This is a genomic window from Nonomuraea recticatena, assembly GCF_039533245.1.
Lineage (GTDB): Bacteria > Actinomycetota > Actinomycetes > Streptosporangiales > Streptosporangiaceae > Nonomuraea > Nonomuraea roseola.
This window is the reverse complement of sequence record NZ_BAAATE010000044.1, coordinates 20,879-43,219: the sequence shown is the minus strand read 5'-3', so window position 1 is coordinate 43,219 and position 22,341 is coordinate 20,879. Positions and strand designations below refer to the sequence as shown.

19 protein-coding genes and 1 pseudogene are annotated in these 22,341 nt (G+C 71.1%); 11 read left to right on the top strand and 9 right to left on the bottom strand.

Annotated features, from left to right (window positions below):
• Positions 1–9: 9 nt before the first annotated feature.
• Positions 10–168 carry a hypothetical protein gene (locus tag ABFX50_RS45095; RefSeq protein ID WP_346155968.1) on the bottom strand — a complete coding sequence of 53 codons (159 nt, stop codon included), beginning with the start codon at positions 166–168 and terminating at the stop codon, positions 10–12.
• A 292-nt stretch (positions 169–460) separates the two neighbouring features.
• Between ABFX50_RS45095 and ABFX50_RS51590 the strand changes: the two are divergent.
• The 3 genes and pseudogenes from ABFX50_RS51590 to ABFX50_RS45085 form a co-directional block, all read left to right on the top strand.
• Positions 461–675 (top strand): annotated as a pseudogene (locus ABFX50_RS51590) (IS982 family transposase); the annotation flags it as partial.
• 215 nt (positions 676–890) lie between these two features.
• The gene (locus tag ABFX50_RS45090; RefSeq protein WP_346155965.1) at positions 891–2,648 is read left to right on the top strand and encodes a serine/threonine-protein kinase; all 1,758 of its coding nucleotides are present in this window, start codon (positions 891–893) and stop codon (positions 2,646–2,648) included.
• A 60-nt stretch (positions 2,649–2,708) separates the two neighbouring features.
• Positions 2,709–2,945, top strand: coding sequence for a hypothetical protein (locus tag ABFX50_RS45085; RefSeq protein WP_346155963.1), 237 nt, complete (start codon positions 2,709–2,711; stop codon positions 2,943–2,945).
• Positions 2,946–3,238: 293 nt separating this feature from the next.
• Here ABFX50_RS45085 and ABFX50_RS45080 read toward each other — a convergent pair whose 3' ends face one another.
• On the bottom strand, positions 3,239–3,769 hold the full coding sequence (locus ABFX50_RS45080) for a DinB family protein (RefSeq protein WP_346155961.1): 531 nt from the start codon (positions 3,767–3,769) through the stop codon (positions 3,239–3,241).
• Positions 3,770–3,841: 72 nt separating this feature from the next.
• On the opposite strand from ABFX50_RS45080, the gene ABFX50_RS45075 reads away from it, so the two are divergent.
• Together ABFX50_RS45075 and ABFX50_RS45070 are read left to right on the top strand one after the other, a co-directional pair.
• Positions 3,842–4,480 carry a TetR/AcrR family transcriptional regulator gene (locus tag ABFX50_RS45075; RefSeq protein ID WP_346155959.1) on the top strand — a complete coding sequence of 213 codons (639 nt, stop codon included), beginning with the start codon at positions 3,842–3,844 and terminating at the stop codon, positions 4,478–4,480.
• Entirely contained in the window at positions 4,477–4,815 is a 339-nt protein-coding gene (locus ABFX50_RS45070) for a DUF6204 family protein (RefSeq protein ID WP_346155957.1), read from the top strand. The genes ABFX50_RS45075 and ABFX50_RS45070 overlap by 4 nt, the downstream gene beginning before the upstream one ends.
• Here the strand turns inward: ABFX50_RS45070 and ABFX50_RS45065 are convergent.
• From ABFX50_RS45065 to ABFX50_RS45050, 3 genes are all read right to left on the bottom strand, one after another.
• Positions 4,726–5,298: a DedA family protein gene (locus ABFX50_RS45065; protein ID WP_346155954.1), complete on the bottom strand. Its 573-nt coding sequence runs from the start codon at positions 5,296–5,298 to the stop codon at positions 4,726–4,728. The genes ABFX50_RS45070 and ABFX50_RS45065 overlap by 90 nt on opposite strands.
• Before the next feature lie 421 nt (positions 5,299–5,719).
• On the bottom strand, positions 5,720–6,154 hold the full coding sequence (locus ABFX50_RS45055; protein WP_346155951.1) for a MerR family transcriptional regulator: 435 nt from the start codon (positions 6,152–6,154) through the stop codon (positions 5,720–5,722).
• 120 nt (positions 6,155–6,274) lie between these two features.
• Positions 6,275–7,135 (bottom strand): SDR family NAD(P)-dependent oxidoreductase, encoded by an 861-nt coding sequence (locus ABFX50_RS45050; protein WP_346155948.1) that lies wholly within the window; start codon positions 7,133–7,135, stop codon positions 6,275–6,277.
• A gap of 473 nt (positions 7,136–7,608) precedes the next feature.
• Between ABFX50_RS45050 and ABFX50_RS45045 the strand changes: the two genes are divergently transcribed.
• Positions 7,609–8,274: an AIM24 family protein gene (locus ABFX50_RS45045; protein WP_346155944.1), complete on the top strand. Its 666-nt coding sequence runs from the start codon at positions 7,609–7,611 to the stop codon at positions 8,272–8,274.
• A gap of 58 nt (positions 8,275–8,332) precedes the next feature.
• Here the strand turns inward: ABFX50_RS45045 and ABFX50_RS45040 are convergent, their stop codons facing one another.
• On the bottom strand, positions 8,333–8,686 hold the full coding sequence (locus tag ABFX50_RS45040; RefSeq protein ID WP_346155942.1) for a VOC family protein: 354 nt from the start codon (positions 8,684–8,686) through the stop codon (positions 8,333–8,335).
• A 127-nt stretch (positions 8,687–8,813) separates the two neighbouring features.
• On the opposite strand from ABFX50_RS45040, the gene ABFX50_RS45035 reads away from it, so the two are divergent.
• Positions 8,814–9,488: a DUF1345 domain-containing protein gene (locus ABFX50_RS45035; protein WP_346155939.1), complete on the top strand. Its 675-nt coding sequence runs from the start codon at positions 8,814–8,816 to the stop codon at positions 9,486–9,488.
• A gap of 18 nt (positions 9,489–9,506) precedes the next feature.
• On the opposite strand, the gene ABFX50_RS45030 is transcribed toward ABFX50_RS45035, so the two are convergent.
• Genes ABFX50_RS45030 through ABFX50_RS45020 form a run of 3 tightly spaced genes read right to left on the bottom strand, consistent with a single transcriptional unit; the run spans position 9,507 to position 11,860 of the window.
• Positions 9,507–10,742, bottom strand: coding sequence for an acyltransferase family protein (locus ABFX50_RS45030; protein ID WP_346155936.1), 1,236 nt, complete (start codon positions 10,740–10,742; stop codon positions 9,507–9,509).
• A 2-nt stretch (positions 10,743–10,744) separates the two neighbouring features.
• Positions 10,745–11,164, bottom strand: coding sequence for a DUF1707 SHOCT-like domain-containing protein (locus ABFX50_RS45025; RefSeq protein ID WP_346155934.1), 420 nt, complete (start codon positions 11,162–11,164; stop codon positions 10,745–10,747).
• Between the two features lie 18 nt (positions 11,165–11,182).
• Positions 11,183–11,860 carry a phosphotransferase gene (locus tag ABFX50_RS45020; protein WP_346155932.1) on the bottom strand — a complete coding sequence of 226 codons (678 nt, stop codon included), beginning with the start codon at positions 11,858–11,860 and terminating at the stop codon, positions 11,183–11,185.
• Between the two features lie 176 nt (positions 11,861–12,036).
• Here ABFX50_RS45020 and ABFX50_RS45015 point away from each other — a divergent pair, with 176 nt between their 5' ends.
• The 4 genes from ABFX50_RS45015 (at position 12,037) to ABFX50_RS45000 (ending at position 22,337) form a co-directional block, all read left to right on the top strand.
• Complete coding sequence (locus ABFX50_RS45015; RefSeq protein WP_346156022.1) at positions 12,037–12,867, top strand: ABC transporter ATP-binding protein; 831 nt, start codon at positions 12,037–12,039, stop codon at positions 12,865–12,867.
• A complete protein-coding gene (locus ABFX50_RS45010; RefSeq protein ID WP_183644321.1) occupies positions 12,857–13,642 on the top strand; it encodes an ABC transporter permease in 786 nt (261 codons plus the stop codon). Before ABFX50_RS45015 ends, ABFX50_RS45010 begins: the two co-directional genes overlap by 11 nt.
• A gap of 119 nt (positions 13,643–13,761) precedes the next feature.
• Positions 13,762–18,459: a type I polyketide synthase gene (locus ABFX50_RS45005; protein ID WP_346155929.1), complete on the top strand. Its 4,698-nt coding sequence runs from the start codon at positions 13,762–13,764 to the stop codon at positions 18,457–18,459.
• Positions 18,456–22,337: an SDR family NAD(P)-dependent oxidoreductase gene (locus tag ABFX50_RS45000; protein ID WP_346155928.1), complete on the top strand. Its 3,882-nt coding sequence runs from the start codon at positions 18,456–18,458 to the stop codon at positions 22,335–22,337. The genes ABFX50_RS45005 and ABFX50_RS45000 overlap by 4 nt, the downstream gene beginning before the upstream one ends.
• Positions 22,338–22,341 lie beyond the last annotated feature (4 nt).

Genomic DNA, 22,341 nt, shown 5'->3' with positions numbered 1-22,341 from the left:
CGTTCCAGGTCACGGTAGACGTGGCGGTAGATCGTCCGCAGCAGCGGCCGGGCGGTGCCACCACGGCTCCCCCGCCCCGCCGCGCAGCACCGGCTGGGCGCTGATGGCGACGATCCAGCGTACGCCCGCCCCTGCCATCGCCTCGATGAGGCCCTCCACGGCGCTCATGCAGACCGAGGTCGCGCGGTACGTCCGCGCGGCCCCAGCGCCGACAGGACGGCGTCGCGCCCTGTCAGGAGCGGGATCAGCGACAGGGGGTCGATGATGCGGCGGGCGGAGAAGGTCTACCGGTGGGAGAAACGGTGTCACGCCCGAAATCGCCACCCAGTACGCGCTCGCTTTCAATCAGCAGACCTTTCGCGATCGTCCCTGGCCGCAGCGGCTGGAACTGCTTGTGCAGCCCTCACCTGCTCCCAACAGCGGAACCGTGCTCGGCGTCAACCCCGGCCGGACAGCTCCGGCCCCGGCGCGGCTGTTTGCACCGCTGCGTCAGACCATCGAATCGATCAACCAGACCTTCAAGGGGCAGCTCGACCTGGAACGCCACAGAGGCCGGACCCCAGCCGGAGTCATCATCCGGTGCCGTCCAGGATCCTCGCGCTGACTACCGTGACCTGGCACAACGACAAGACCAGCCAGCCGATCAAACGATCCCTGATCGCCTACGACCACTAACGTGACCAGACCCCTGAACTCATTCATCTAGGCGGCGGTACTTATCGTGGTCGTAGCCGCGGTCGGCGAGCACCGCATCAGGCCGTCGGAGGCGTCGGCCCTTACCGCGTCAGGTCCGCCGAGATCGCTGCCAACGGCCACAAAGGCTTCGCAGTGACTTGACCCAATGTGTGACATTAAGGAGATCTTGCCAGCAAACGCTAAGGTAAGATCTTGTGCAATCGCTCACGCCGGAAGATTTACGTCAGATCGGCCCCTATCGGCTCGCTGGTGTACTGGGGCGGGGTGGTCAGGGAACGGTTTACCTGGGCCAGGGGCCGTCCAACGAACAGGTCGCGGTCAAGGTGTTACACGCTGGAGCCGCGACGGATGAGAACGCGCGCCGCCGGTTCCTGCGCGAAGCCGAGGCGGCCCGCCAGGTTGCTCCTTTCTGCACGGCGCGCGTGCTGGACACGGGCCTGGTGGGCGGCCGACCGTACATCGTCAGTGAACACATCCCAGGCCCTTCGCTCGACCTGCTGGTCAGGACCGAGGGTCCGCGTTCGGGCAGTGGGCTGGAGCGGCTCGCGGTGACCACGCTCACCGCGCTGGCGGCCATCCACCGGGCCGGGATAGTCCACCGTGACTTCAAGCCGCACAACGTGATCATGGGGCCCGAGGGGCCCGTGGTGATCGATTTCGGGATTGCCAGGGTGACCGCCCAGACGGCTACGCACAGCGTGGTGGGCACCCCCGTCTACATGGCGCCGGAGCAGTTCGGCGGGACGCCGATCACCCCGGCGGCCGACCTGTTCAGCTGGGCGACCTCCATGATCTACGCGGCCACCGGGCAGCAGGTCTTCAGTGGAGACACCTTTCCGGTGATCATGCACGCCATCCTGACTCGTGAACCCGACCTGTCGGCTGTGCCGCAGGAACTGCGCCCGGCGCTGGCGGCCTGTCTGGCGAAGGACCCCGCGGCCCGGCCGAGCGCCGCCGCCCTGCTGCGCCGCCTGACCGGCGACGAGGCTCCCGCCCCACTCGCGCGGTGGCCCACGGCGCACGCCACGATGGGCATGTCGGAGGCCGAGCAACTCACTCTCCGGCCGCACCTGTCGACGCAGGCGAACGGGCCTGCCGGCTGGGCGCAGCCGCCTGGGCAGCCTGGATGGGGCGTCCCTCCCCCGCCTCCACCCAGCGGCGGCGGCCGGTCGAAGAAGATCGGCCTCGCCGTCGGCGCTGGAGCAGTTGCCCTGGTGTTGGCCGTGGTGGGCGTGCGGGCCGTAGTCAAGAACGCGGTCCGAGGAGCGCTGTCGGGCGATCAGTCCTCCACCTCCCAGCCCGTCTCCACCTACTCCCCCGGACCGAGCCCTTCCGACACACCTTCGCAGACGCCTTCTCAGACAGCTTCGGAGGAGCCGACCGAGGAGTCGTTCAACCCCGCGGACCTCAACAAGGAGAGCACCGACCCGACCCCGATCACGGCCGACGCCCTGCTTCCGCAGTCCTTCACGAGCGCCAAGGGGGTGCGTTTCAGCCGCAAGGCGTTCGGGGTGGAGGACTGCCCGAGCCCGTGGCCCGACGCCAGAGTCAAGTCCGCCCTCCGCAAGGCACGCTGCGACGACATGGCGGTGGGTGCCTATATCAGCTCGGGCGCTCCGAACGGGCGCATCATGGTGACCGTCTGGGTCGTTCCGCTGAAGGACTCCGGCAGGGCCGGCGCCGCGTACTCGAGGCTCAAGAACGTCTACGTGCAGGACTGGGGGATCCGGTGCCCCCAGACTGGGCCGGGATCGACCGGCATCTGCTTCACCTCGAACTGGTGGAATGTGCAGTTGTACTCGTGGACCGGGCAGACCGGCCGATATGTGATCCGTACCCTGGCCGTCTACACGAACCTCACCAGAGACTCCAGCGCGACGAAGTGGCTCAAGGACGCCTCGCGTGCGGCGTTCAAGGAGTCGGGTCCCATGGTCTACCAGGACGGACAGTGATCGGACGGCGTAGGGCCGGAACCCGGTCGGCGCCTCACGTCCCACCGGTGTCTCGGGCGCGTGTCCCGGGAGGATTACGTCAACGACCTGGTCACCGACCGGCTGATCGGCTTCGAGATCCAGGTTGCCCTGTACGCGGCGGCTGAGCTGCGTATCCGTGGTTCGTTCCAGCGCCGGTTCGCGGTGGAGACTGTGCCTGCCGATAACTTCATCCGCCCACGTCATGGCCATATGAAGCTTCGCGTGGCGTGCGAGAGCTCCTGCCGTCAGGAGAGGGAGGCGCATGCGGCAGGGTGATCGGCCGTGCTCCTTCGCCTGGCCTGCTCGCCGTCATGAACGTCTTCGCCGCGCTGCGGCTGCTGCCCAGTTGAACGCGCCGATCATCTGTGCACCCGGCCAGCCGAGGCCGAAGACGACCTGGACCGGCTGCGGGTGGCCGAGCAGGTGGTCAAAGGAGATCCTCGCCGAACAGCCCGGCCGGGAGCCTGCCGAGGAACCGGGCGACGAATCGGCGCCGGTGTATCAACTGACCTGGAAGCCCGGCTCACCGAGCCGGCGGCAGGCTGACTCGATCTTGCGCTGAGAACAACTCACTCCGAGAACGCAGCTCGCACCATGCGAAGCTGGCCTATTTCGCTGACGTTCTTCATCAGCTCGGAGTTGACCCAGGCGATCGTGTGGGCGACGGTGTGCTCAGAGTCCTGCGGCCAGGGGAAGGGGGCCGCCGGGGCGTCCAGGTCGGCGTCGGTGAGGCCAGCCAGCACGGTCAGCCAAGTGGTGCGGAGGCCACGCAACCACTCGACGGCGCTCGTTCCATCACCCGGCCAGGTGATCTCGGTTCTGTCCCGAGGCTTGCGTCCCTGAGCGTGATCGATGGCCACGCTCCACCACCAACCGATATGCCAGCTCAACCAGCCGATGGTGGGAACCGGGACGGGATCGGGCTCGGTCTCCGTCCAGTCGGGCACCCATGTTCCCCTGGCGTCAAGGCGCACAGTCCAGCAAAGAGTGGCGGGTTCCCAAAGAAAGTCCGCGGGTTGCAGTCGTTCCAGGTGGTAATCGAACAGCGACCAGGTGAAGTCGAACTGCCAGCGCAGCAGCTCGCATCGGGATACATGCATGGGTTGACCATGACAGAAACTAGAGTCCATTGCAAATATGCAGTGGCTTAAGCTTTGCAGTAGACTCCTCTTATGCAGGAAGGACTGCGGGAGCGCAAGAAACGGCGAACTCGGCAGCGCATCTCCGAAGTGGCCATCGGCCTGTTCGTGGAGCGCGGCTTCGAGAACGTGACGATCGCCGAGGTCGCGTCGGCCGCCGAGGTGTCGGTCAACACCGTCTACAACTATTTCGAGTCCAAAGAGGATCTTGTCCTGCCGCCGGAGGAGGCCTCCCCGCAGCGGCTGGCCGACATCGTGCGGCAGCGTCGGCCGGGGGAGTCCGCGGCGGGCGCGGTGCTGGCGCGCCTTCGGGAGGAGGTGCACGGCCGCGAGCGCCGCGTCGGGCTGAGCGCTGGATTCGGAAGCGTACTGGAGATGATGCGAGCCGCGCCCACGCTGTCCGCCCGGCTGGAGGACCTCGGCCGCCAGATGACGGACGCGCTGACGGTTGTACTCGCCGAGGAGACTGACGCACCCAAATACGATCCGCTGCCGCGCGCGGTCGCCTGGCACATCGGCTGCCTGCACGCACTGGTCATGACTGAGATCGGCAGGCGAACTGCTGCAGGCGAGCGTCCCGACGCGATCGCCGAGGCCGTCCTCGAACTGCTGGACATCGTGGAGAGCCTGCTTGGTGAGCGAGTCCTGGGCTATGCCGTACGAGAGGAATGACCGTGTTCAGAGTGACGATCAGAGGCAAGTTCAAAGGGCTCGACGCCGCCGACCGGGCCGCCGTGATGGCGGCGAGCAGCGCCGCCTACACCGAAGTGGGCGCGTTCACTCACGACGCGAGCGTATCGGCCTTCACTTTCCGCTGCCGGATGCCCGCCGGGCCAGAACGATCACGGATAGATCGCCGCAGTCGAATCACGGAAGATCCGCTTTCGTCAAGGTCACCCTGCGCGAGGTCACCCTGGTTACGGCGATGTCTTCGCTTTCGCGCGCCTGCGCCGTATCAGGCTCACCACCACGACGAGCACGGCCAGGGCGCCGAGCAGGATCCATGACGCGCGTCCCAGCAGCCGCTCCAGGTGGGCGGCGGAGGCACCCGCGAACGCGCCCAGGCTCACGTATAACGCCGACCACAGCAGCGATCCCGCCAGCGAGGCGGGCAGGAAGCGCCCGTACCGTACCTGGGCGGCGCCGGCCGCGGCCGGCGTGAGTGTGCGCACTATGGGGATCAGCCGGGTGATGAACACGGCCGCCGCGCCGTACCGGTGCAGTGCCGCTGTGGCGCGGTCCCAGTGCCGCACGCCGAGCCGCCGCACCACCGCCAGCTCGCGCATCCGCTCGCCGTAGCGGCGGCCCAGCAGGTAGCCGACGTGATCACCTGCTGTGACGCCCAGGGCGACGATCAGGAGCATGACGGCGAACCGCACGGGCGTGGCGGCGGCGGCTCCGAGTAGCAGCACGCCCGTTTCCCCGGGAAAGATCGACCCAAGGCCGAGGCCGGACTCGGCGAACGCCATGAGCCCGGCCACCGCCCCCACCACAGGGAAGGGTAAATCGCTGATCGCCCGAACGACCTCCGTAATGAAGTCCACCCCGCCACCCCCGTTGATTCGTCGAACATCCTTGATCGCCGCTGTCGGGCACCACTCGAGCCAGGCTGCGATCAACAAAAGGCCGCTGGCGCACCCGCGTTTCCACCTTCTCTTCACCCCGACCAGCTGAACCTGGTGGAACGCTGGTTCACCGAGCTGACGACCAAGCAGATACGACGCGGAGTCCACAAGACGGTACACGCGCTAGAAAAGGACATCCGCACCTGGATCCCCTCTAGACACAGGAACCCAAGCCCATCGTCTGGACAAAACCCGCCGAAGAGATCTTCGACGCTCTCGCCTCTTATGTCGACGTATTTCCGACCAAGGACACGAGCAGCCCGGCGAACGTCGGCGTCAGCGTCCCTCACTCTGCCGGGAGTGCCCGTCGCAGCGGCTCGTCAGGCAGCGCGGTGCGGTCGGTACCGGTGGTGTCGAGGGCCTGAACGTCCGGCCCGGTCGAGCCCCCGTACGTGGCGATCTCGTATTCGACCGCCGTGAGGGAAAGGGTCAGCTCAGGGATCCGGCGGCGGGTGGTGTCGCGATGTTCGACCAGCACATCAAGCCGCTCGGGCACCTTGTGCCCTCCGGCGTCGACGAGCGAGATGTAGTGCTGCAGGTCACGCATCGGCATACCGGGCAGCCGAATCCGGGTAAGGACCACCAGTCGCCGAACCGCTTCGGCGTCGTAGACGCGATGACCGTTGCCGTCGCGGGCCACCTCGACCAGCCCGGCCCGCTCGTAATAGCGCAGCGTGTGGGGCGAGACGTCGGGGAGACCGGCGACCTCGGCGATCGTCATCGTCTCGGGCAGGTCGGCCAGATCGTCGAGGCGGTGGATCGCCTCGACCGACTCGGACCGTCGTCCCCAATCGCTTCGAGCGCCCTGGTCATCAGATCGTCGGTGGCCATGACCACGAGCCTAGATGGGCCGGACCGAGGCGGGGACGCCCTCGAAGTCGGCGCGGCGGGCGGTCTCGGCCCACCGCTCGACCTCGTCCAGGCCGCGCCGGTAGGCGCCCGAGATACGCTCGACCGCCTCGCGTCCGAGCGGCAGCCGCAGCGGCACCTCGGCACTGTGCGCCAGGGACACGATGATCTCGGCCGCTCGCGCCGGGTCGCCCTCCTGGCGGCCGTCGGTCCCTGCCATGTCCGCACGGACGCCGGCGAGCAGGTCACGGTAGGTCTCGGACGGCTCGGCGAACTCGAGCACGTCGCCCCCGTTGAAGCCGGTACGGAACCGGCTGGGCTCGACGATCATCACGCGGATCCCGAACGGCGCGACCTCCCCTGCCAGGGCCTCGGACCAGCCTTCCAGGGCGAACTTCGACGCGGAGTACGCCGACACGCCGGGGAACGACGCCCGCCCGCCCTGGCTGCTCATCTGCACGATCGTCCCGGCGCCTTGCGCGCGCATCGCGGGCAGCGCCGCGCGGACGAGCGCGGCAGGGCCGAACAGGTGCAGATCCATCAGCTCACGCAACTGCGCGTCGCTGACCTCCTCGACCGCTCCGACCACGGCCCGGCCCGCGTTGTTGACGAGCACGTCGAGCCGGCCGAAGCGGTCGAGGGTGTCGTGCACGAGGCCCGCGGCCGCGGCGATGTCCCGGGCGTCGAACTTCGCGACCAGGCAGCGGTCCTGGTGGGCGGACTCCAGGTCGGCCACACTCTCGGGCCGGCGCACCGCCGCCACCACGTGGTGGCCTGCCGCGAGCGCCGACTCCGCCAGTGCGCGCCCGAAGCCGCGGGACGCGCCGGTGATGATCCAGGTTTGTGTCGTCATGGCCGGGAACGCTATGGCTTCGAGCGCGCTCAAACGCAAAACGGACGTGACCACCACAACGGAAGATCGCGACCGGAGCCGAAATCGCCGACCGAGGATGAGTCGCCCCCTCGTGCGGCCGCCGGTGTCGACCGCGAACCGGATCCAGCCCGGACGCAGCGACGACCTCCGGACGGTGTTCGGTGGCGTGGCATCGAACACCCAGCCGGCGCCAGGGCTCGTCGTGCCACTCCCGCGCGCTGTCGAGCCACTCGTCATCCTGGTCGCAGATCTCGGCGAGGGAGAGCCACGGGTGCCGGTCGAACAGCGGGTTGATGATGTCGCCGTCACCGTCGGCGATGCCGTACAGCGCGCGCAGGTCCGCGGGCAGCGCGACGCCGAGCGCCACCTCCACGGCGGCGGGGGCGAAGGAACCGGAGCACTGGCCCGTTCGTCGTCACCCATGTCGACGACGCCCGCCGAAAGGGGCCCTCATGCGCAGCGCGCTCTTCAGCAACCTGGACACCCAACAGGTTCCCGCCAACTTCGCCCTGCAGAACCCCAAGATGCTCCGCGTCCAGCTGCCCCACGAGGTGCTCGCCAGGCAGGGCTCGATGGTCGCCTTCCAGGGGCAGATGGACTTCGACTACGAGGGGGCGGGCGGGGTCGGCAAGCTGTTCAAGAAGGTGATGACCGGCGAGGGCGCGCCGCTCATGCGGGTCAGAGGGCAGGGTCTGCTGTTCCTGGCCGACAACGCCGACGACATCCATCTGTTCTACCTCGAGGACGAGGCCCTGACCGTCAACGGCCGCAACCTGCTCGCCTTCGACGCCCCGCTCACCTGGGAGATCAAACGCGTGCAGGGCGCGGGCGTCGCCGCGGGCGGACTGTTCAACATGACGATCAGCGGCACCGGCTGGGTCGCGGTCACCACCCACGGCACCCCCGTGCTCCTCGACACCTCGCAGATGCCCACCTTCGCCGACGGACAGTCCGCCGTGTGCTGGAGCGCCGACCTGCACGTGGGTGTCAACCGCACGATGAAGGCCGGGGCGCTGATCGGCCGTGGCAGCGGTGAGGCCATGCAGCTCGCGTTCCAGGGGCAGGGCTTCGTTCTGGTCCAGGCGAGCGAGGGTCCGCCGGTGGTCCAGGCGCAGTAGCGTTCGGAGGGTGGGCGAACCTCCGAGGCCGGCGGTTTTCCGTTCTCGTTGTCCGTTCTCAGGGAAGCGGTTCGAGGAACTCCAGACGGTTTCCGTGCGGGTCTTCGCTGTAGAAGCGGCGCATCCCGGGGAAGTCGTCGTCGAAGGCGACGGGGTAACCGGCTTCGCCCAGCCGCCGGGCCCAGTCGTCGAGGTCACGGACCAGGATGCCAGGGTGCGCCTTCCGCGCGGGACGGAAGTCGGTCTCGACACCGAGGTGCAGCTCGATGCCGTGGCCACGGAACCAGCAGCCGCCACGGGCGGCGAGGACGGAAGGCTTGGGAATCTCGGCCAAGCCGAGCACGCCCGCGTAGAACTCCCGCAGGACGGGCTCGCTGCGGGGCGGACAGGCCAGCTGGATGTGATGCAGCACCCACGACTCCTCACGCATGTCTTGACGTGAAGATACTCCGATCGCTCGCCTGCCGACGAGAGCCTGCCCGGGGGTACCTCACCGGGCCCGCGTGCGCTGCCTGGGGCCGAGTGGGGACGATGGGAGTATGCCGAGAAGTGTCGATCAGCCACGCGAGCCGCGAGCACGCCGCGGGGTGTCCGCCCAGGTAGAGGTGCTGGTGTCCGCGTTGTGCGGCATGGCGATCGCTGTCCCCCTTGTCTGGGTCAGCTCTCCGGCGCTGGGCGTGCTGGTGGGCTGGGACACCGCATGCGTGGTCTACCTGACCTGGATCTGGACCGGGATCCTACGGCGTGACGCCGCGGAGACCGCGCGGCGGGCGACCACAACCGATCCCGACCGCGCCGTCACCGACATCGTGCTGCTGACCTCGGCCGTCGCGAGCCTGGTCGCGGTCGGCATCGTCATCGTGCGGGCCACGCACAGCCGAGGGGCCGCCGAACTGGTCGGAGTCGCGCTGGGCCTGGCCTCGGTCGTCCTGTCCTGGGCGGTGGTCCACACGGTGTTCACCCTGCGGTACGCGCATCTGTACTACGCGGGACCCGATGGCGGCATCGACTTCAACGGATCGGGCCCGCCCTCCTACAGCGACTTCGCCTACCTGGCGTTCACCATCGGCATGACCTTCCAGGTGTCCGACACCGCGCTTCGCTCCACGCTGATACGTCGTGCCGCCCTGCGCCATGCGCTGCTGTCCTATCTGTTCGGCACGGGCATCCTGGCCACCACGATCAATCTGGTGGCCAGCCTCAGCAGCAGGTAGCGCTCGGCACGGTCGTCGTCATCCGGGCTCCGACGCCCCGCGCTCCGGCCGCTCCCCCGCATCCGCCTTCGCGGGCCGCAGCCCGAACAGGAAACGGGTCAGCCTGGTCCGCCGCACCAGCAGGTCATAGGCGAGCACGGTCAGGATGAGCGAGCCGGCCGCGATGACGGCGTACTTGACCGCGATCGGCGCCTCCCAGCGCACCACCTGGTAGGCGACGGCGACCACGATGGGCTGGTGCAGTACGTACAGGGGCAGCACGGCCTCGGACAGATAGCCGCGCAGAGCGCCCCCGCGCGGGGGACGGGATGCCGGACCGGCGGCGGGGCGCGCGGGTGCCCTGTCGAGGAAGCCGAGGATCGCCAGCAGCCAGCACCATCCCGCCGCGCCGTACAGCGCCCGCCCGAGGACGGCGAGCGGCGCGGAGGCCGTGAAGGCGTCGTCTCCCGCGGACAGCAGCACGGGCACCCCGGCCGCGAACAGCGCCAGCCCGCACGCGGCGACCAGGCGCAGGTCCCGGCGCACCGCCTGGCGGAAGCGCTCATCGGCGGCGAACGCGAAGCCGTAGCAGAAGAAGATCAGGTACGCCCACCGGCTCCATCCGGCGTACTCCTCCTCCAGCCCGAGGATCATGCTGATCAGGGCCAGCGGCAGGGCGGGCAGGAGCACCGCGCCGCGCCTGCGGGTGAGCTCGGCCATCCGCTCCCCGAGGCGCGGAGGCGTCCGCCACCGGGCCGCGAGCGCCAGCAGCAGTGAGAAGGTCAGCAGGAGGACGAGGAACCACAGGTGCCCGGTCTCGAAGTACTCGCCCTGCAGGACGAAGGGGAACTCCGCGAGGTCCAGCTCGACCTGGAAGAACCGGGGCAGGAACTCCAGGTACGACTCCTGGTGGGCGGGGTCGGCGCGCGAGCGCAGCCACTGCGGCACAGGGACGATGGCCACCGTGGCGAACACCAGGGGCACCGCGATCCTGCGTAAGCGCTCCGCGGCGTAGCCGGCGGGGCCGCGGCGGCGCAGCGAGTGGCGGGCGGCCAGGCCTGCGACGTAGAAGAGCAGCGGCATCGCCCACAGCACGCCCAGCACGGTGACGACCATGGTGACGCCGGTGGTCTCGGCGTTCTTGACGTAGAAGTCGTCGCGCGCGTCGAACACCAGCGCCGAGTGGAAGAGCACCAGCCCTGCCACCACCACGACGCGCAGCAGGTCCACATCCGTCCGCCGCTCGGCCGCGGGCGCGGTCTGTGAGGAGGTCACGGTCAGCCGCCGGAGGGGAGGGAGGCGCGCCTGCGGGCCGCGTGCGCCGCGGTGACCACGGCCAGCACGACGGCGGGAGCGAGCAGGTCCTTGGGCCAGAAGTCCAGCGGGCACGCCTCCGCCACGCTGACCGCGGCCCACACCACGACGTTGACCGCCAGCACCGCACCCCAGACGGCCCACAGCGTCTTCAGCCACCGGGGCGCGCCCCGGCGCACCGGCGGCAGGCTCTGCCGGCGTTCGGCGGGCAGGTCGGCGAGCAGCCCCGCCAGCTCGCCGCGAGTGGTGGCGCCCAGCGCCCGGCCCACCCGGTCGTCGAACTCCTGGAGATCGAGGCAGCCCTCCTCGACGGCCAGCCGCAGCCGCCGGGTGGCGGCCTCGCGATCGTCGTCCGATGCCCGCACGTCGCGGTGCTCGGCCATCTCTACCTCCTGTGGGGGCTACAGGGACGCTTCGCCGGCCTCGCGGGCCAGGAAGCGGTCGATCTCGGCCTGCTCCTCCGCCGTGAGATCGCGTTCCGCGCGCCGCCGCTGCGCCTCCGCCCTCAGGTGGGGGCGGGCCGCCGCCGGGTCGACGCCGTCGAGGAAGGCGGCGAGCAGGCCGGCCCGTCCCTCCTCCAGGGACGGTTGCGTGACGGTGGCGGTGGCCAGGATGAGCCAGGTGCACGCGGCGTCCGCGCCGGGCGCGCCCCTCGCGGCGTTGGCCCAGTCGACGACCCTGGGTCCGTCGCCGGTGAGCAGCACGTTGCCGGGATGCAGGTCCAGGTGGAGCAGCCGGTTCCCTGGGCGGCCTGCGGCGGCCTGCAGCCAGCCGGGCGACCGCACGGTGGACAGCCGCCGCAGCAGGCCGGCCAGGAGCTCGCCGTGCTCGGCGGCCCTGGCGGGGGCGCGGGCCGTCTCCTCGAGCAGGCTCGGCCCCGCCACGTGCTCCATGAGGATGTCGGGCCCGTCGGCGTCGAAGACCTCGGGGGCGGGGAATCCGTGCCGCCGGGCGTGCCGCATCACCGCGGCCTCGCGTTCGAGGCTGCGGCCGTCACGCGAGCGGCGGACGACCCGGCCGGGCCCCGCCTCGAAGATCTCGCAGTCGTAGCCGGCGGCGATCAACGATCCAACCTGCATATCTGTCAGATTAGGCGGTAAAGCCGGAAAAACAGTACCTCAGCGCGGTGACCGTTATTTCCGGCAACTTCCTGCCAGCGGGCGAGCCGGTATTTATCGCTAGCGTGAGGCGACCATGGATTCGACCCTCATTCACCTGCTTATTCCATTGAATATGGGGAGGTGACACGTTGCTGGTGGCAACCGACCTCGTCAAACGTTATGGCGAAATCCAGGCGCTCGACGGATTCACTCTGAGCGTGGCAGCCGGAGAAATCGTCGGGCTTCTTGGGCACAACGGCGCGGGCAAGACGACCTTCGTCGAGATCGTGTCGCACCTGATCCGCCCGGACGGCGGCAGGGTGACCATCGACGGCAAGCCGCCCGCCGCCGTACGCGGCCAGGTCGGCGTGGCTCCCCAGCACATCGCCCTGTACCCGTCGGCGACCGTCCGGGAGCATCTGGAGCTGTACGGCAGGCTCTCGGGGCTCCGGCGAGCCGCGCTGCGTTCGGCGATCGAGGACCTGGCGGCCGTGCTACGGCTCACCGAGCTCATGGACAGGCGGACCGGCAAGCTCTCGGGCGGCCAGCAGCGCCGTGCGCAGGCCGCGACGGCGCTTGTGCACCGGCCTGGCCTGCTGCTCCTCGACGAGCCCACCGCCGGCGCCGACCTGGAGACCCGGCAGGCGATGCTCGACGTCGTCAAGCAGCGCGCGGGCGAGGGCGCCGCCGTCGTCTACACCACTCACTACCTGCCCGAGCTCACCGAGCTGCAGGCCACGATCGCGGTGGCGCGCGACGGCCGGGTCATCGCCAGGGGCAGCTACGAGGAACTGGCCAAGGATCTGCCGGGCGAGGTGCGGGTGACGCTGGAGGGCGAGGAGGAGCTCAGGATCTCCACCTCGGATCCGGCCGCGACGCTCATCGACCTCCTGCACCACGCCGAGCGCCCGATCAGCTCGGTGGACGTGCGCAACCCGTCCCTGGACGACCTCTATCGATCCCTGGCGGTCCACGATGCTCCTTGACGCCCCACGGCCCGGCCTCGGCGTGCTCGGCTCCGTGCACAGGATCGCCGCCCTGGCCAGGCTCAACCTGCTCCTCCGGCTGCGCGACCCCGGGCAGATGATCAGCTACGTGGCCATGCCGATGGTGCTCATGCTGGTGCTCAGGCCCCTGTACGTCAGGGCGCTGGACGCCGGCGCCACCCAGGTGGCCACCGGCCTGATGGTCATGTTCTCCGTCTTCGCGATCTCGCTGGCGGGCAACGCGATCCTGTCCGAGCGCACCTGGCGCACCTGGGACCGGCTGCGGGTGAGCCGCGCCCCTGCGGCCGAGCTGCTCATCGGCAAGACCCTGCCGTTGTTCGTGGTGATGGTCGCCCAGCAGTCGATCCTGCTCGTGTACGGCTGCCTGGCGATCGGGCTGCCCGTTCCGCCCAATCCCGCCATCGTGCTCATGTCCATCGTGATCTGGGCGTTCGCCCTGCTGGCGATCGGGGCGGCGCTCGCCACGATCGTGCGCAGCCATGGCGAGCTCAGCGTCATCTCCGACGTGGGCGCGCTCACGCTCAGCTCGCTGGGCGGGGCCCTGGTGCCGCTGAGCCTCATGCCCGAATGGGCGCAGGTGGCCGCGCCCGCCTCGCCCGGTTACTGGGCCCTGACCATGATGCAGTCCGCGGTCGCCGGGGACGTGGCGGGCACCCTGCGCCCGGCGGCCGTCCTGCTGGCGATCGGCGTCATGGCCGGCGCGTTCGCCGCCCGCAGGCTCGCGCGCGGCTGGGGCCGCGGCGGGCTGATGTGAGCACCTGATGCGGGCACCTGGCGTGAGCACGGACGTGAGCACGGATGTGAACGTCGTGAGCGCTTCGTGTGCGCTGCGGTGAGCACCGCAAGCCAACTCCAGTGAATAGAGGCATGTTGATGGATCACGGACATTCACCGGGCGACAACGACATCGCGATCATCGGCATGGCCGGTCGATTCCCCGGTGCGACCGACATCGGGACGTTCTGGCGCAACATCAGCACCGGCGTCGAGTCGTTCACGCGGTTCTCCGACGAGGACCTGACCGGCGCGGGCGTCGACCCGGCCACCTTCCAGCAGCCGAACTACGTCAGGTCCCGGCCGATCCTCGATGACATCCGGGGGTTCGACGCCGGCTTCTTCGGCTACAACCCGCGCGAGGCCACTCTCGCCGACCCGCAGCAGCGCATCTTCCTGGAGTGCGTGTGGGAGGCCCTGGAGTCCGCCGGCTACGCGGCGCCCCAGGGCAGGGGCAGCGTCGGCGTGTTCGCCGGCATGAACATCAGCGGCTACCTGCTGACCCGGCTCAGGGCGTTCGAGATGGGCATCGACACCTCCGCCCTGATGATCGGCAACGACAAGGACTCGCTGGCCACGAACGTCTCCTTCAGGCTCGACCTGAACGGCCCCAGCGTGTCGGTGCAGACGTTCTGCTCCACGTCGCTGGTCGCGGTGCACCTGGCGAGCGAGAGCCTGCGCAGGGGCGAGTGCGACATGGCGCTGGCCGGTGGTGTGTCGGTGCGCATCCCGGACCGGATCGGCTATCTGTGGGAGGAGGGCGGCCAGGAGTCGCCCGACGGGCACGTGCGCACCTTCGACGCCGAGGGCCGGGGCAGCATGTTCGGCGACGGGGCGGCCGTGGTGACGCTCAAGCGCCTGTCGGACGCGGTCAAGGACCGGGACACCGTGCTCGCCGTCATCCGCGCCTCGGCGATCAACAACGACGGCGCGATGAAGTTCAGCTATCTGGCGCCCAGCATCGACGGCCAGCGCCGCTGCGTGTCGGCGGCCCTGGCCAGGGCGGGCGTCGATCCGGCCGACGTCTCCTACGTCGAGGCGCACGGCACCGCCACCGAGGTCGGCGACCCGATGGAGGTGGCCGCGCTGACCCGCGCCTTCGGGGCGACCGAGCGCAGGCAGTACTGCGTGCTCGGCTCGATCAAGCCGAACGTCGGCCACCTCGACAGGGCCTCCGGCGTGACAGGGCTGATCAAGGTGGTCCAGTCGCTGCGCCATGAGCTGATCCCCGGCACGCTGCACTACCGCTCCCCCAACCCGGAGATCGACTTCGAGGCCAGCCCCTTCCGCGTCACCGCCGAGCCGACGCCGTGGCCGCGCACCGGCGACCGGCCCCGCATCGCGGGCATCAGCTCCCTCGGCATGGGCGGCACGAACGCGCACGCGATCATCACCGAGGCCCCGCAGCCCGCCGAGCGCCCGGCCCGCCCGCGCCGCTGGCAGATCCTGCCCGTGTCGGCGCGCTCGGCGGCGGCCGCCGAGCGCTCCTGCGCCCGGCTGGCCGAGCATCTGGAGAGCTCCGCCGACGACCTGGGAGACGTGGCCTACACGCTGCAGGCCGGGCGCAAGGTGTTCAACCATCGAAAGGTCGTCGTCGCCGACTCGACCGGCCGGGCCGCCGCCCTGCTCGCCGACCCCGCGGGGCCGCTGGGCCGTACGGACGCCACCGTGGGACGCCAGGTCGGCTTCCTGATCGCCGGGGTCGGCGAGCAGTATCCGGGCATGGTGGCCGGGCTCTACGCCGAGGACCCCGGCTTCAGGGCGGACGTCGACGAGTGCCTCGCCGTTCTCGGTCTCACCGAGCCGGGGCAGCTGTCCGACGTGTTCACCCCCGCCGAGCGGACCTCCGACGGGGCGGGCGACCTGGCCAGGCTGATGGGGCGGGTCGGCGGGCAGGCGCCGCGTTCCATGACCGAGGCCCATCTGGTGCAGCCCGCCGTCTTCGTCGCCGAGTACGCGCTGGCGCGCCGGCTCATGCGGTGGGGCCTGCGGCCCGAGGTCATGATCGGTTACAGCCTGGGCGAGTACGTGGCGGCCTGCCTGGCGGGCGTGCTGTCGCTGCCCGACGCGCTGCGGCTGGTCGCCTACCGGGCCAAGCTCATCACCTCCCAGCCCGAGGGCGCGATGCTGGCCGTCTCCGCCAACGAGCGGCGGCTGACCGCGGTGCTGGGAGAGGAGGGCAGCCGTGATCTGGACGTGGCCGTCAGGACCGGCTCCCAGGTGGTGCTCGCGGGACCGGTGGCCGCGGTCGAGGCGGCGGCGGCCCGGCTGCTGGAAGCCAAGATCGGCCATCGGCGGCTGGAGACGACGCACGCCTTCCACTCGCGGATGCTCGCGCCGGTCGCCGGCGAGCTGACCACGTGGATCGCCGACAACATCACCCTGCGCCCGCCGTCCATGCCGTACTTGAGCAACGTGACAGGAGCGCCAGCCACCGAGGAGCTCGTCACCGACCCCGGGTACTGGGCCAGGCACATGTGCGAGACCGTCGAGTTCGGCGCAGGGCTCGACCACGTGCTCGGCATCCCCGAGCTGGCCCTCGCCGAGATCGGCCCCGGCCAGTCGCTGGGCGCGCTGACCCGCGGGCACCCGGCCTGTGAGCGCGGCCGGTGGCCGCTCATCGTGACCACGCTGCCCGCCGCAGGCGACCCTCAGGACGCGGGCGCCGCGCTGGCGACGGCGGTGGCCAAGCTCTGGCTGACCGGCGTGCCGGTGGACTGGACGGCGCTGCACGACGACGGCGCCGGCTGGGCGCCCGGCCGCGTGCCGCTGCCCTCCTACCCGTTCGAGCACCAGGAGTACTGGCTGGAGATCGACGAGTCCGCGCTGGGCGGCGGCACGCCCGCCTTCGACGAGAGCGATCCCAAGAGCATCGCCAAGGCCTACCCCCGGCTGCCCGACACCCGCTGGATCCACGCGCCGCTCTGGCGCGAGACCACCCCGCGAGCGCCGATGCCGCAGGAGGCGGCCCGCTGGCTGGTCTACACCGACGCCGGGCTCGCCGACGAGCTGGCCGCGCCGCTGCTGGCGCACCTGGCGGCCACCGGCGGGGAGGCGGTGCTGATACGGCCAGGCGAGGCGTTCGCCAGCGGCCCCGACGGCATCCAGGTGCGGCCAGGTTCGCCGGAGGACGCCGTCGCGGCGCTACGCGAGCTGACCGGCCGCGACTGGGCCCCCGAGCGGATCGTGCACCTGTGGAACGCCGACGGCGACCGGCCCGTCGAGGAGTGCCTGCGGCGCGGCCTGCACACGCTGGTCGCGTTCGCCCGCGCCTGCGGCGACCTGGGGTTGCACGGCTGGACCCTCGACATCGTCACCAGCGGCGCCCACCGCGTGCACCCCGGCGACCGCGTGCACGCCGCGAGCGGCACCCTGCTCGGCCCCACCCGCCTCATCCCCGTCGAGTACCCGAGGACGCGCACCCGGCTGATCGACCTCGGTCCCGGCTCCGCGACCCGCGGGCTGCTCGCCGAGCTGCGCGCGGAGCCCGCCGACCAGGTCGTCGCCCTGCGCGCCGGTCGGCGCTGGATCCCCGACTACGAGACGCTCGACGCCGCCGTCATCGAGCAGGCCCCGCCGGCGGCCCGGGTCCGCCAGGGCGGCGTCTACCTGGTGACCGGCGGGCTCGGCGGCATCGGGCTCGCGATGGCCGAGAGGCTGGCCGAGCAGTACCGGGCGCGGCTGGTGCTGCTCGGCCGCACGCCGGTGCCCGCGCGCGAGGAGTGGGCGTCGATCCTGGCCGGCGGGAACGCCGCGGGCGAGGTCCGCAGGCGGCTGGAAGGGCTGCGCCGCCTGGAGGCGGCCGGTTCGGGCGTGGTCACCGTCGCGGGGGACGTCTCCCGCGCCGAGGACGTACGGCGAGCCGTGGACGCCGCGCTCGAGCACTTCGGCGAGCTCGACGGCGTCCTCCACTGCGCCGGTGTGCCGGCGGTGGGCCTCATGCAGTTCAAGACCGTCGCCGACATGGAGCGCGTGCTGGCGCCGAAGGTGGCCGGCACGCTGGCGCTGGCCGAGGTGCTGCGTGAGGTGCCGGTCGACTTCCTCGCCCTGTTCTCCTCCACGACGTCGGCGACGGGCGGCGGCGCGGGCCAGGTGGACTACTGCGCGGCCAACGCCTTCCTGGACTCCTTCGCGCTCAGCGACCCGCTGCCCGGCGTGACCGTCACCTCGATCGACTGGTGCGAGTGGACGTGGAACGGCTGGACCGACGGGCTCGACAACTACGACGAGGGCTCCCGGCAGTACTTCGAGTGGTACAGGGAGAACTTCGGCCTCACCTTCGACCAGGGCTGGCAGACGCTGCTGCGGGTGCTGGCCAGCGGCGAGCCGCACGTGGTGGCCTCCACTCAGGACTTCGCGCCGATGGTCGCGATGAGCCGCCGGTCGTCCATCGAGAGCCACCAGGCGACGGTGAAGAAGATCCGCGACGCCTTCGGCAGGCACCCGAGACCTGAGCTGTCGACCGCCTACGTCGAGCCGCAGTCGCCCGCCGAGGAGGCCATCGCCGGGGTGTGGACCGAGGCGCTCGGCATGGAGCAGGTCGGCGTGCACGACAACTTCTTCGAACTCGGCGGCAACTCGCTGCTCGGCATGGAGATCATCGCCGAGGTCAGGAAGGCGCTGGAGCTGTCCTACCTGCCGCCGCACATCCTCTACCAGGCCCCGACCATCGCCTCGCTGGCCGAGGCGGCCAAGGCGGGCCAGGAGGCGGGCGAACAGCCTGCCGAGGCCCGCGAGCAGCAGCGGTCCAGGATCGCGCAGCGGCGCAACATGCTCAGGAGCGGAAGGACATCATGACCGGAACCGACTACGAGTCCGCGGTCGCGCTGATCGGCATGTCCGGGCGATTCCCGGGCGCCGCCGGCGTCGCTGAGCTGTGGGACAACCTGCTGGCGGGTGTCAAGGGCCTGCGTACGATCACCGAGGAGGAGCTGCGCGAGGCCGGGGTGAACCCCGGCGAGCTGGCCGACCCGCGCTACGTCCGCGTCGGCGGCCCGCTGGACGGTCTCGACCGGTTCGACGCCGGCGTGTTCGGCATCAATCCGCGCGAGGCCGAGACGATGGACCCGCAGCACCGGCTGTTCCTGGAGTGCTCGTGGGAGGCGCTGGAGGGCGCCGGCTACTGCCCGACGGACGTGCCAGGCCAGGTCGCCGTGTACGGCGGCTGCGGCTTCCCCGACTACGTCGTGCAGAACATCCAGCACCTCACCTCCCAGCCGGGCGGCGCCATGCTGATGGCCATCGGCAACGAGCGCGACTCCCTGGCCTCCCTGGTCTCCTACAAGCTCGGGCTGCGCGGTCCCGCCGTGTCGGTGCAGACCTTCTGCTCGACCTCGCTGGTCGCCGTCCACCTGGCCTGCCAGAGTCTGCTCACCTACGAGTGCGACCTGGCCGTGGCCGGCGGCGCCTTCACCCCGCTCCCCCAGCCGTCCGGCTACCTGTACGAGCAGGGCGGCATCATGTCGCCGGACGGACGGGTGCGCAGCTTCGACGCCGAGGCGGGCGGCACGGTGATGGGCAGCGGGGCCGGCGCGGTGGCGCTCAAGCGCATGTCCGACGCGATCGCCGACGGGGACGTCATCCACGCGGTCATCCTGGGATCGGCGGCCAACAACGACGGCCGCCTGCGCGCCGGCTACACCGCGCCCGGTGTCGACGGTCAGGCCGAGGTGATCGAGTCGGCGCTGGGCGTGGCCGGGGTCAAGCCCGAGACCGTCGGCTACGTCGAATGCCACGCGACCGGCACCATGCTGGGCGACTCGATCGAGCTGGCGGCGATGAGCCGGGTGTTCACCCAGGCCACGGAGACGCCGTGCGTGCTGGGATCGGTCAAGCCGAGCCTCGGGCACCTCGACCGCGCCTCCGGCGTCACGGGGCTGATGCGCGCCGCGCTCGTCCTCAAGCACGAGCTGCTACCGGGCACGCCCGGCTACGCGACACCCAACCCGGCGCTGGCGACGGCGCGTGACCGGTTCACCGTGCTGAGCGAGGACCGGCCGTGGCCTGCGGGCCCGCACCCGCGGCGGGCCGGGGTGAGCTCCTTCGGGCTCGGCGGCACCAACGCGCACGTGGTGATGGAGCAGGCGCCGCCCCGGCCGGCGCGGCCCGCCAGGCCCGGCCCGCACCTGCTGGTGTTCTCGGCAGCCGACGAGCAGGCCCTGTCCGACCTCACCGAGCGGCTCCGCCGGCACCTGGACGAGGAGCGAGGCGCCGATCTCGCTGACGTGGCGTTCACCCTGCAGATGTCGCGGGGCGCCTTCGCGCTGCGCCGCGCGGTCGTCTGCGGGGACCGCGACGACGCGGTGGCCGCGCTGGCCGACCCGTCGCGCTGGATCGACGGCAAGACCCAGCGCCGCAACCCCAAGGTACGGCTGGCCGTGCCGGCGAGCCTCCCGCCCGCCGGCGAGACCCGCGCTGACGGAGCGGCCCCCGCAGGTCCGCCGGACTCCTGGTGGGCGGAGCTGCACGCGGCGGTCGAGGCGGTGCTGCGTCCCGGCACGGCGACGGCGACGGCTGGGGGTGCGGGCAGGGAGCAGGCGCTGAGCGCGCTGGCCGAGGGCCTGGCCGGGCTGGGCGTCCACCTGGTGGGCGAGGGTGACGCCGCGCAGGCCGAGGAGGTGCCGATCACGCCCGAGGAGGGCGCCGACGCCGCCACGTGGCTGCTGTCCACCCTGGCCAGGCTCTGGCTGGCGGGCAGCGTCCTGGACTGGGCGAAGCTGCACGGCGGCGCGGGACTCCGCGTCGAGCTGCCGACCTACCCGTTCCAGCGGCGCAGGTTCTGGGTCAAGGCCACCGCCGGCCAGGCGCGCCCGCCGGCCGGCGAGGGCAAGAACTTCGACCGGTCGCAGTGGACCCACCTGCCGTCCTGGAGGCAGCGCCCGCTGCCCGTCGCCGACCTGGACGAGCGGCTGCGAGAGGCCGGTCCCTGGCTGGTGTTCACCGCCGACGAACGCGGCGAGGCGCTGGTCGAGCGGCTGAACCTGGCCGGCGCCGAGGTGACAGCGGTACGGGACGGTGACCGGTTCGAGCAGCACGACGACGGCGACTTCACGATCCGCTCGGGCAAGCCGGGCGACATGGCCGAGCTGCTCTACTCGCTGGTGGTCAGCCCCCGCGCGATCGTGCACGGCTTCAGCCTCGCATCCGCCGAGCCGGCGCCCGGCGCCGACCCGGTGGCGCACTTCGCCGCGGAACAGAACCGCGGCTTCTACTCGGCGCTCGAGCTGGCCCGCGAGCTGGTCGACAACACCGGCTCGGCGCCCAGGGTCGAGCTGGTCCTGCTCACCTCCCTCGCGGTGAACGTCGCGGGGGCCGAGCTGCGCCACCCCGAGCACGCCACGCTGGCGGCGCTCGCGCCCAGCCTCCAGCAGGAGAACCCGCGGCTGCGCTGCCGCCACGTCGACCTCGACGCCACGGAGGCCACAGGCCCCGGCCTGGCGGCGCTGGCGGAGGCGGTGCTGGCCGCGTCGGTCTGCGCGCACGAGGGCCCGATGGCCGTCCGCGCGGGTGAGACGTGGCTGCGCCGCTACGAGCCGTACCCCGTGGCCGAGCCCGACCCCGAGCGGCGGCCGTTCCGCGACGGCGACACGGTCCTCATCACCGGCGGGCTCGGCGACGTCGGGCTGGTGCTGGCACGCCACCTGGCCGACGCGTACGGCTGCCGCCTGGTGCTGACCGGCCGCTCCCCCCTGCCGCCCAGGGAGGGATGGGAGGCCTACCTGGCCGACGTGCCGCCCGGCGGCGAGCGGACCGCCCGGCACATCCGCAACATCCTCGACCTGGAGAGCCGGGGCGCCACCGTGCTCGCGCTGTCGGCCGACGTGGCCGACGAGGAGCGGATGCGCGCCGTCGTGTCGGAGGCGGTGGCCCGCTTCGGCGACATCGACGTGGTGGTGCACGGAGCGGGCGTGCAGGACGGCGCCTACTTCAACTTCGCCCACCTGATGGACCGGCCCCAGTGCGACGCCCACCTGGCCGCCAAGGTGACCGGCTTCCACGTCCTGCAGAAGGTGCTCGGCGACCGCTGCCAGGACCGCCGCATCACGCTGTCGTCCATCGCGGCCGTGCTCGGCGGCATGACGCTGGGGCCGTACGCGGCCGCCAACGCCGCCCTTGACGCCTACGTCCGCGTCGCCCGCACACGCGGCGCCGGGCGGTGGGTCACGGTGGACTGGGACACCTGGAACATCGACCCTGACCGGGTCGCCGGCCACAGCGGCGCCGTCGTCGACTTCGCGATGACCCCGGCCGAGGGCGTGGACGTGTTCGAGCGGGCGCTGTCGGCCGCCGACCGCGCCGGCCACCTCGTCATCTCGACGGGCTCGCTCGACGCCCGGATCGCGCAGTGGGTCACCGGCGACATCCACGAGGCCGGCGACGACGATGACGACCGGGAGCGGCACCCTCGTCCCGAGCTGAACAACGCCTACGTGGAGCCGCGCGAGGGCACCGAGGCGACGCTGGCCGCGATCTGGTCCCGGGTGCTCGGCATCGATCCGATCGGCGCCCTGGACAACTTCTTCGAGCTCGGCGGCCACTCGCTGCTCGCGATCGAGCTCACCACCCGGATCCGCAAGGCGCTGGACGCGTCGGTGCCGGTGACCGGCCTGCTGGAGTGCCCGACGGTCCGCCAGCTCGCCGAGTTGCTCGACGTCCGCGACGACGAGGAGGAGTGAACCG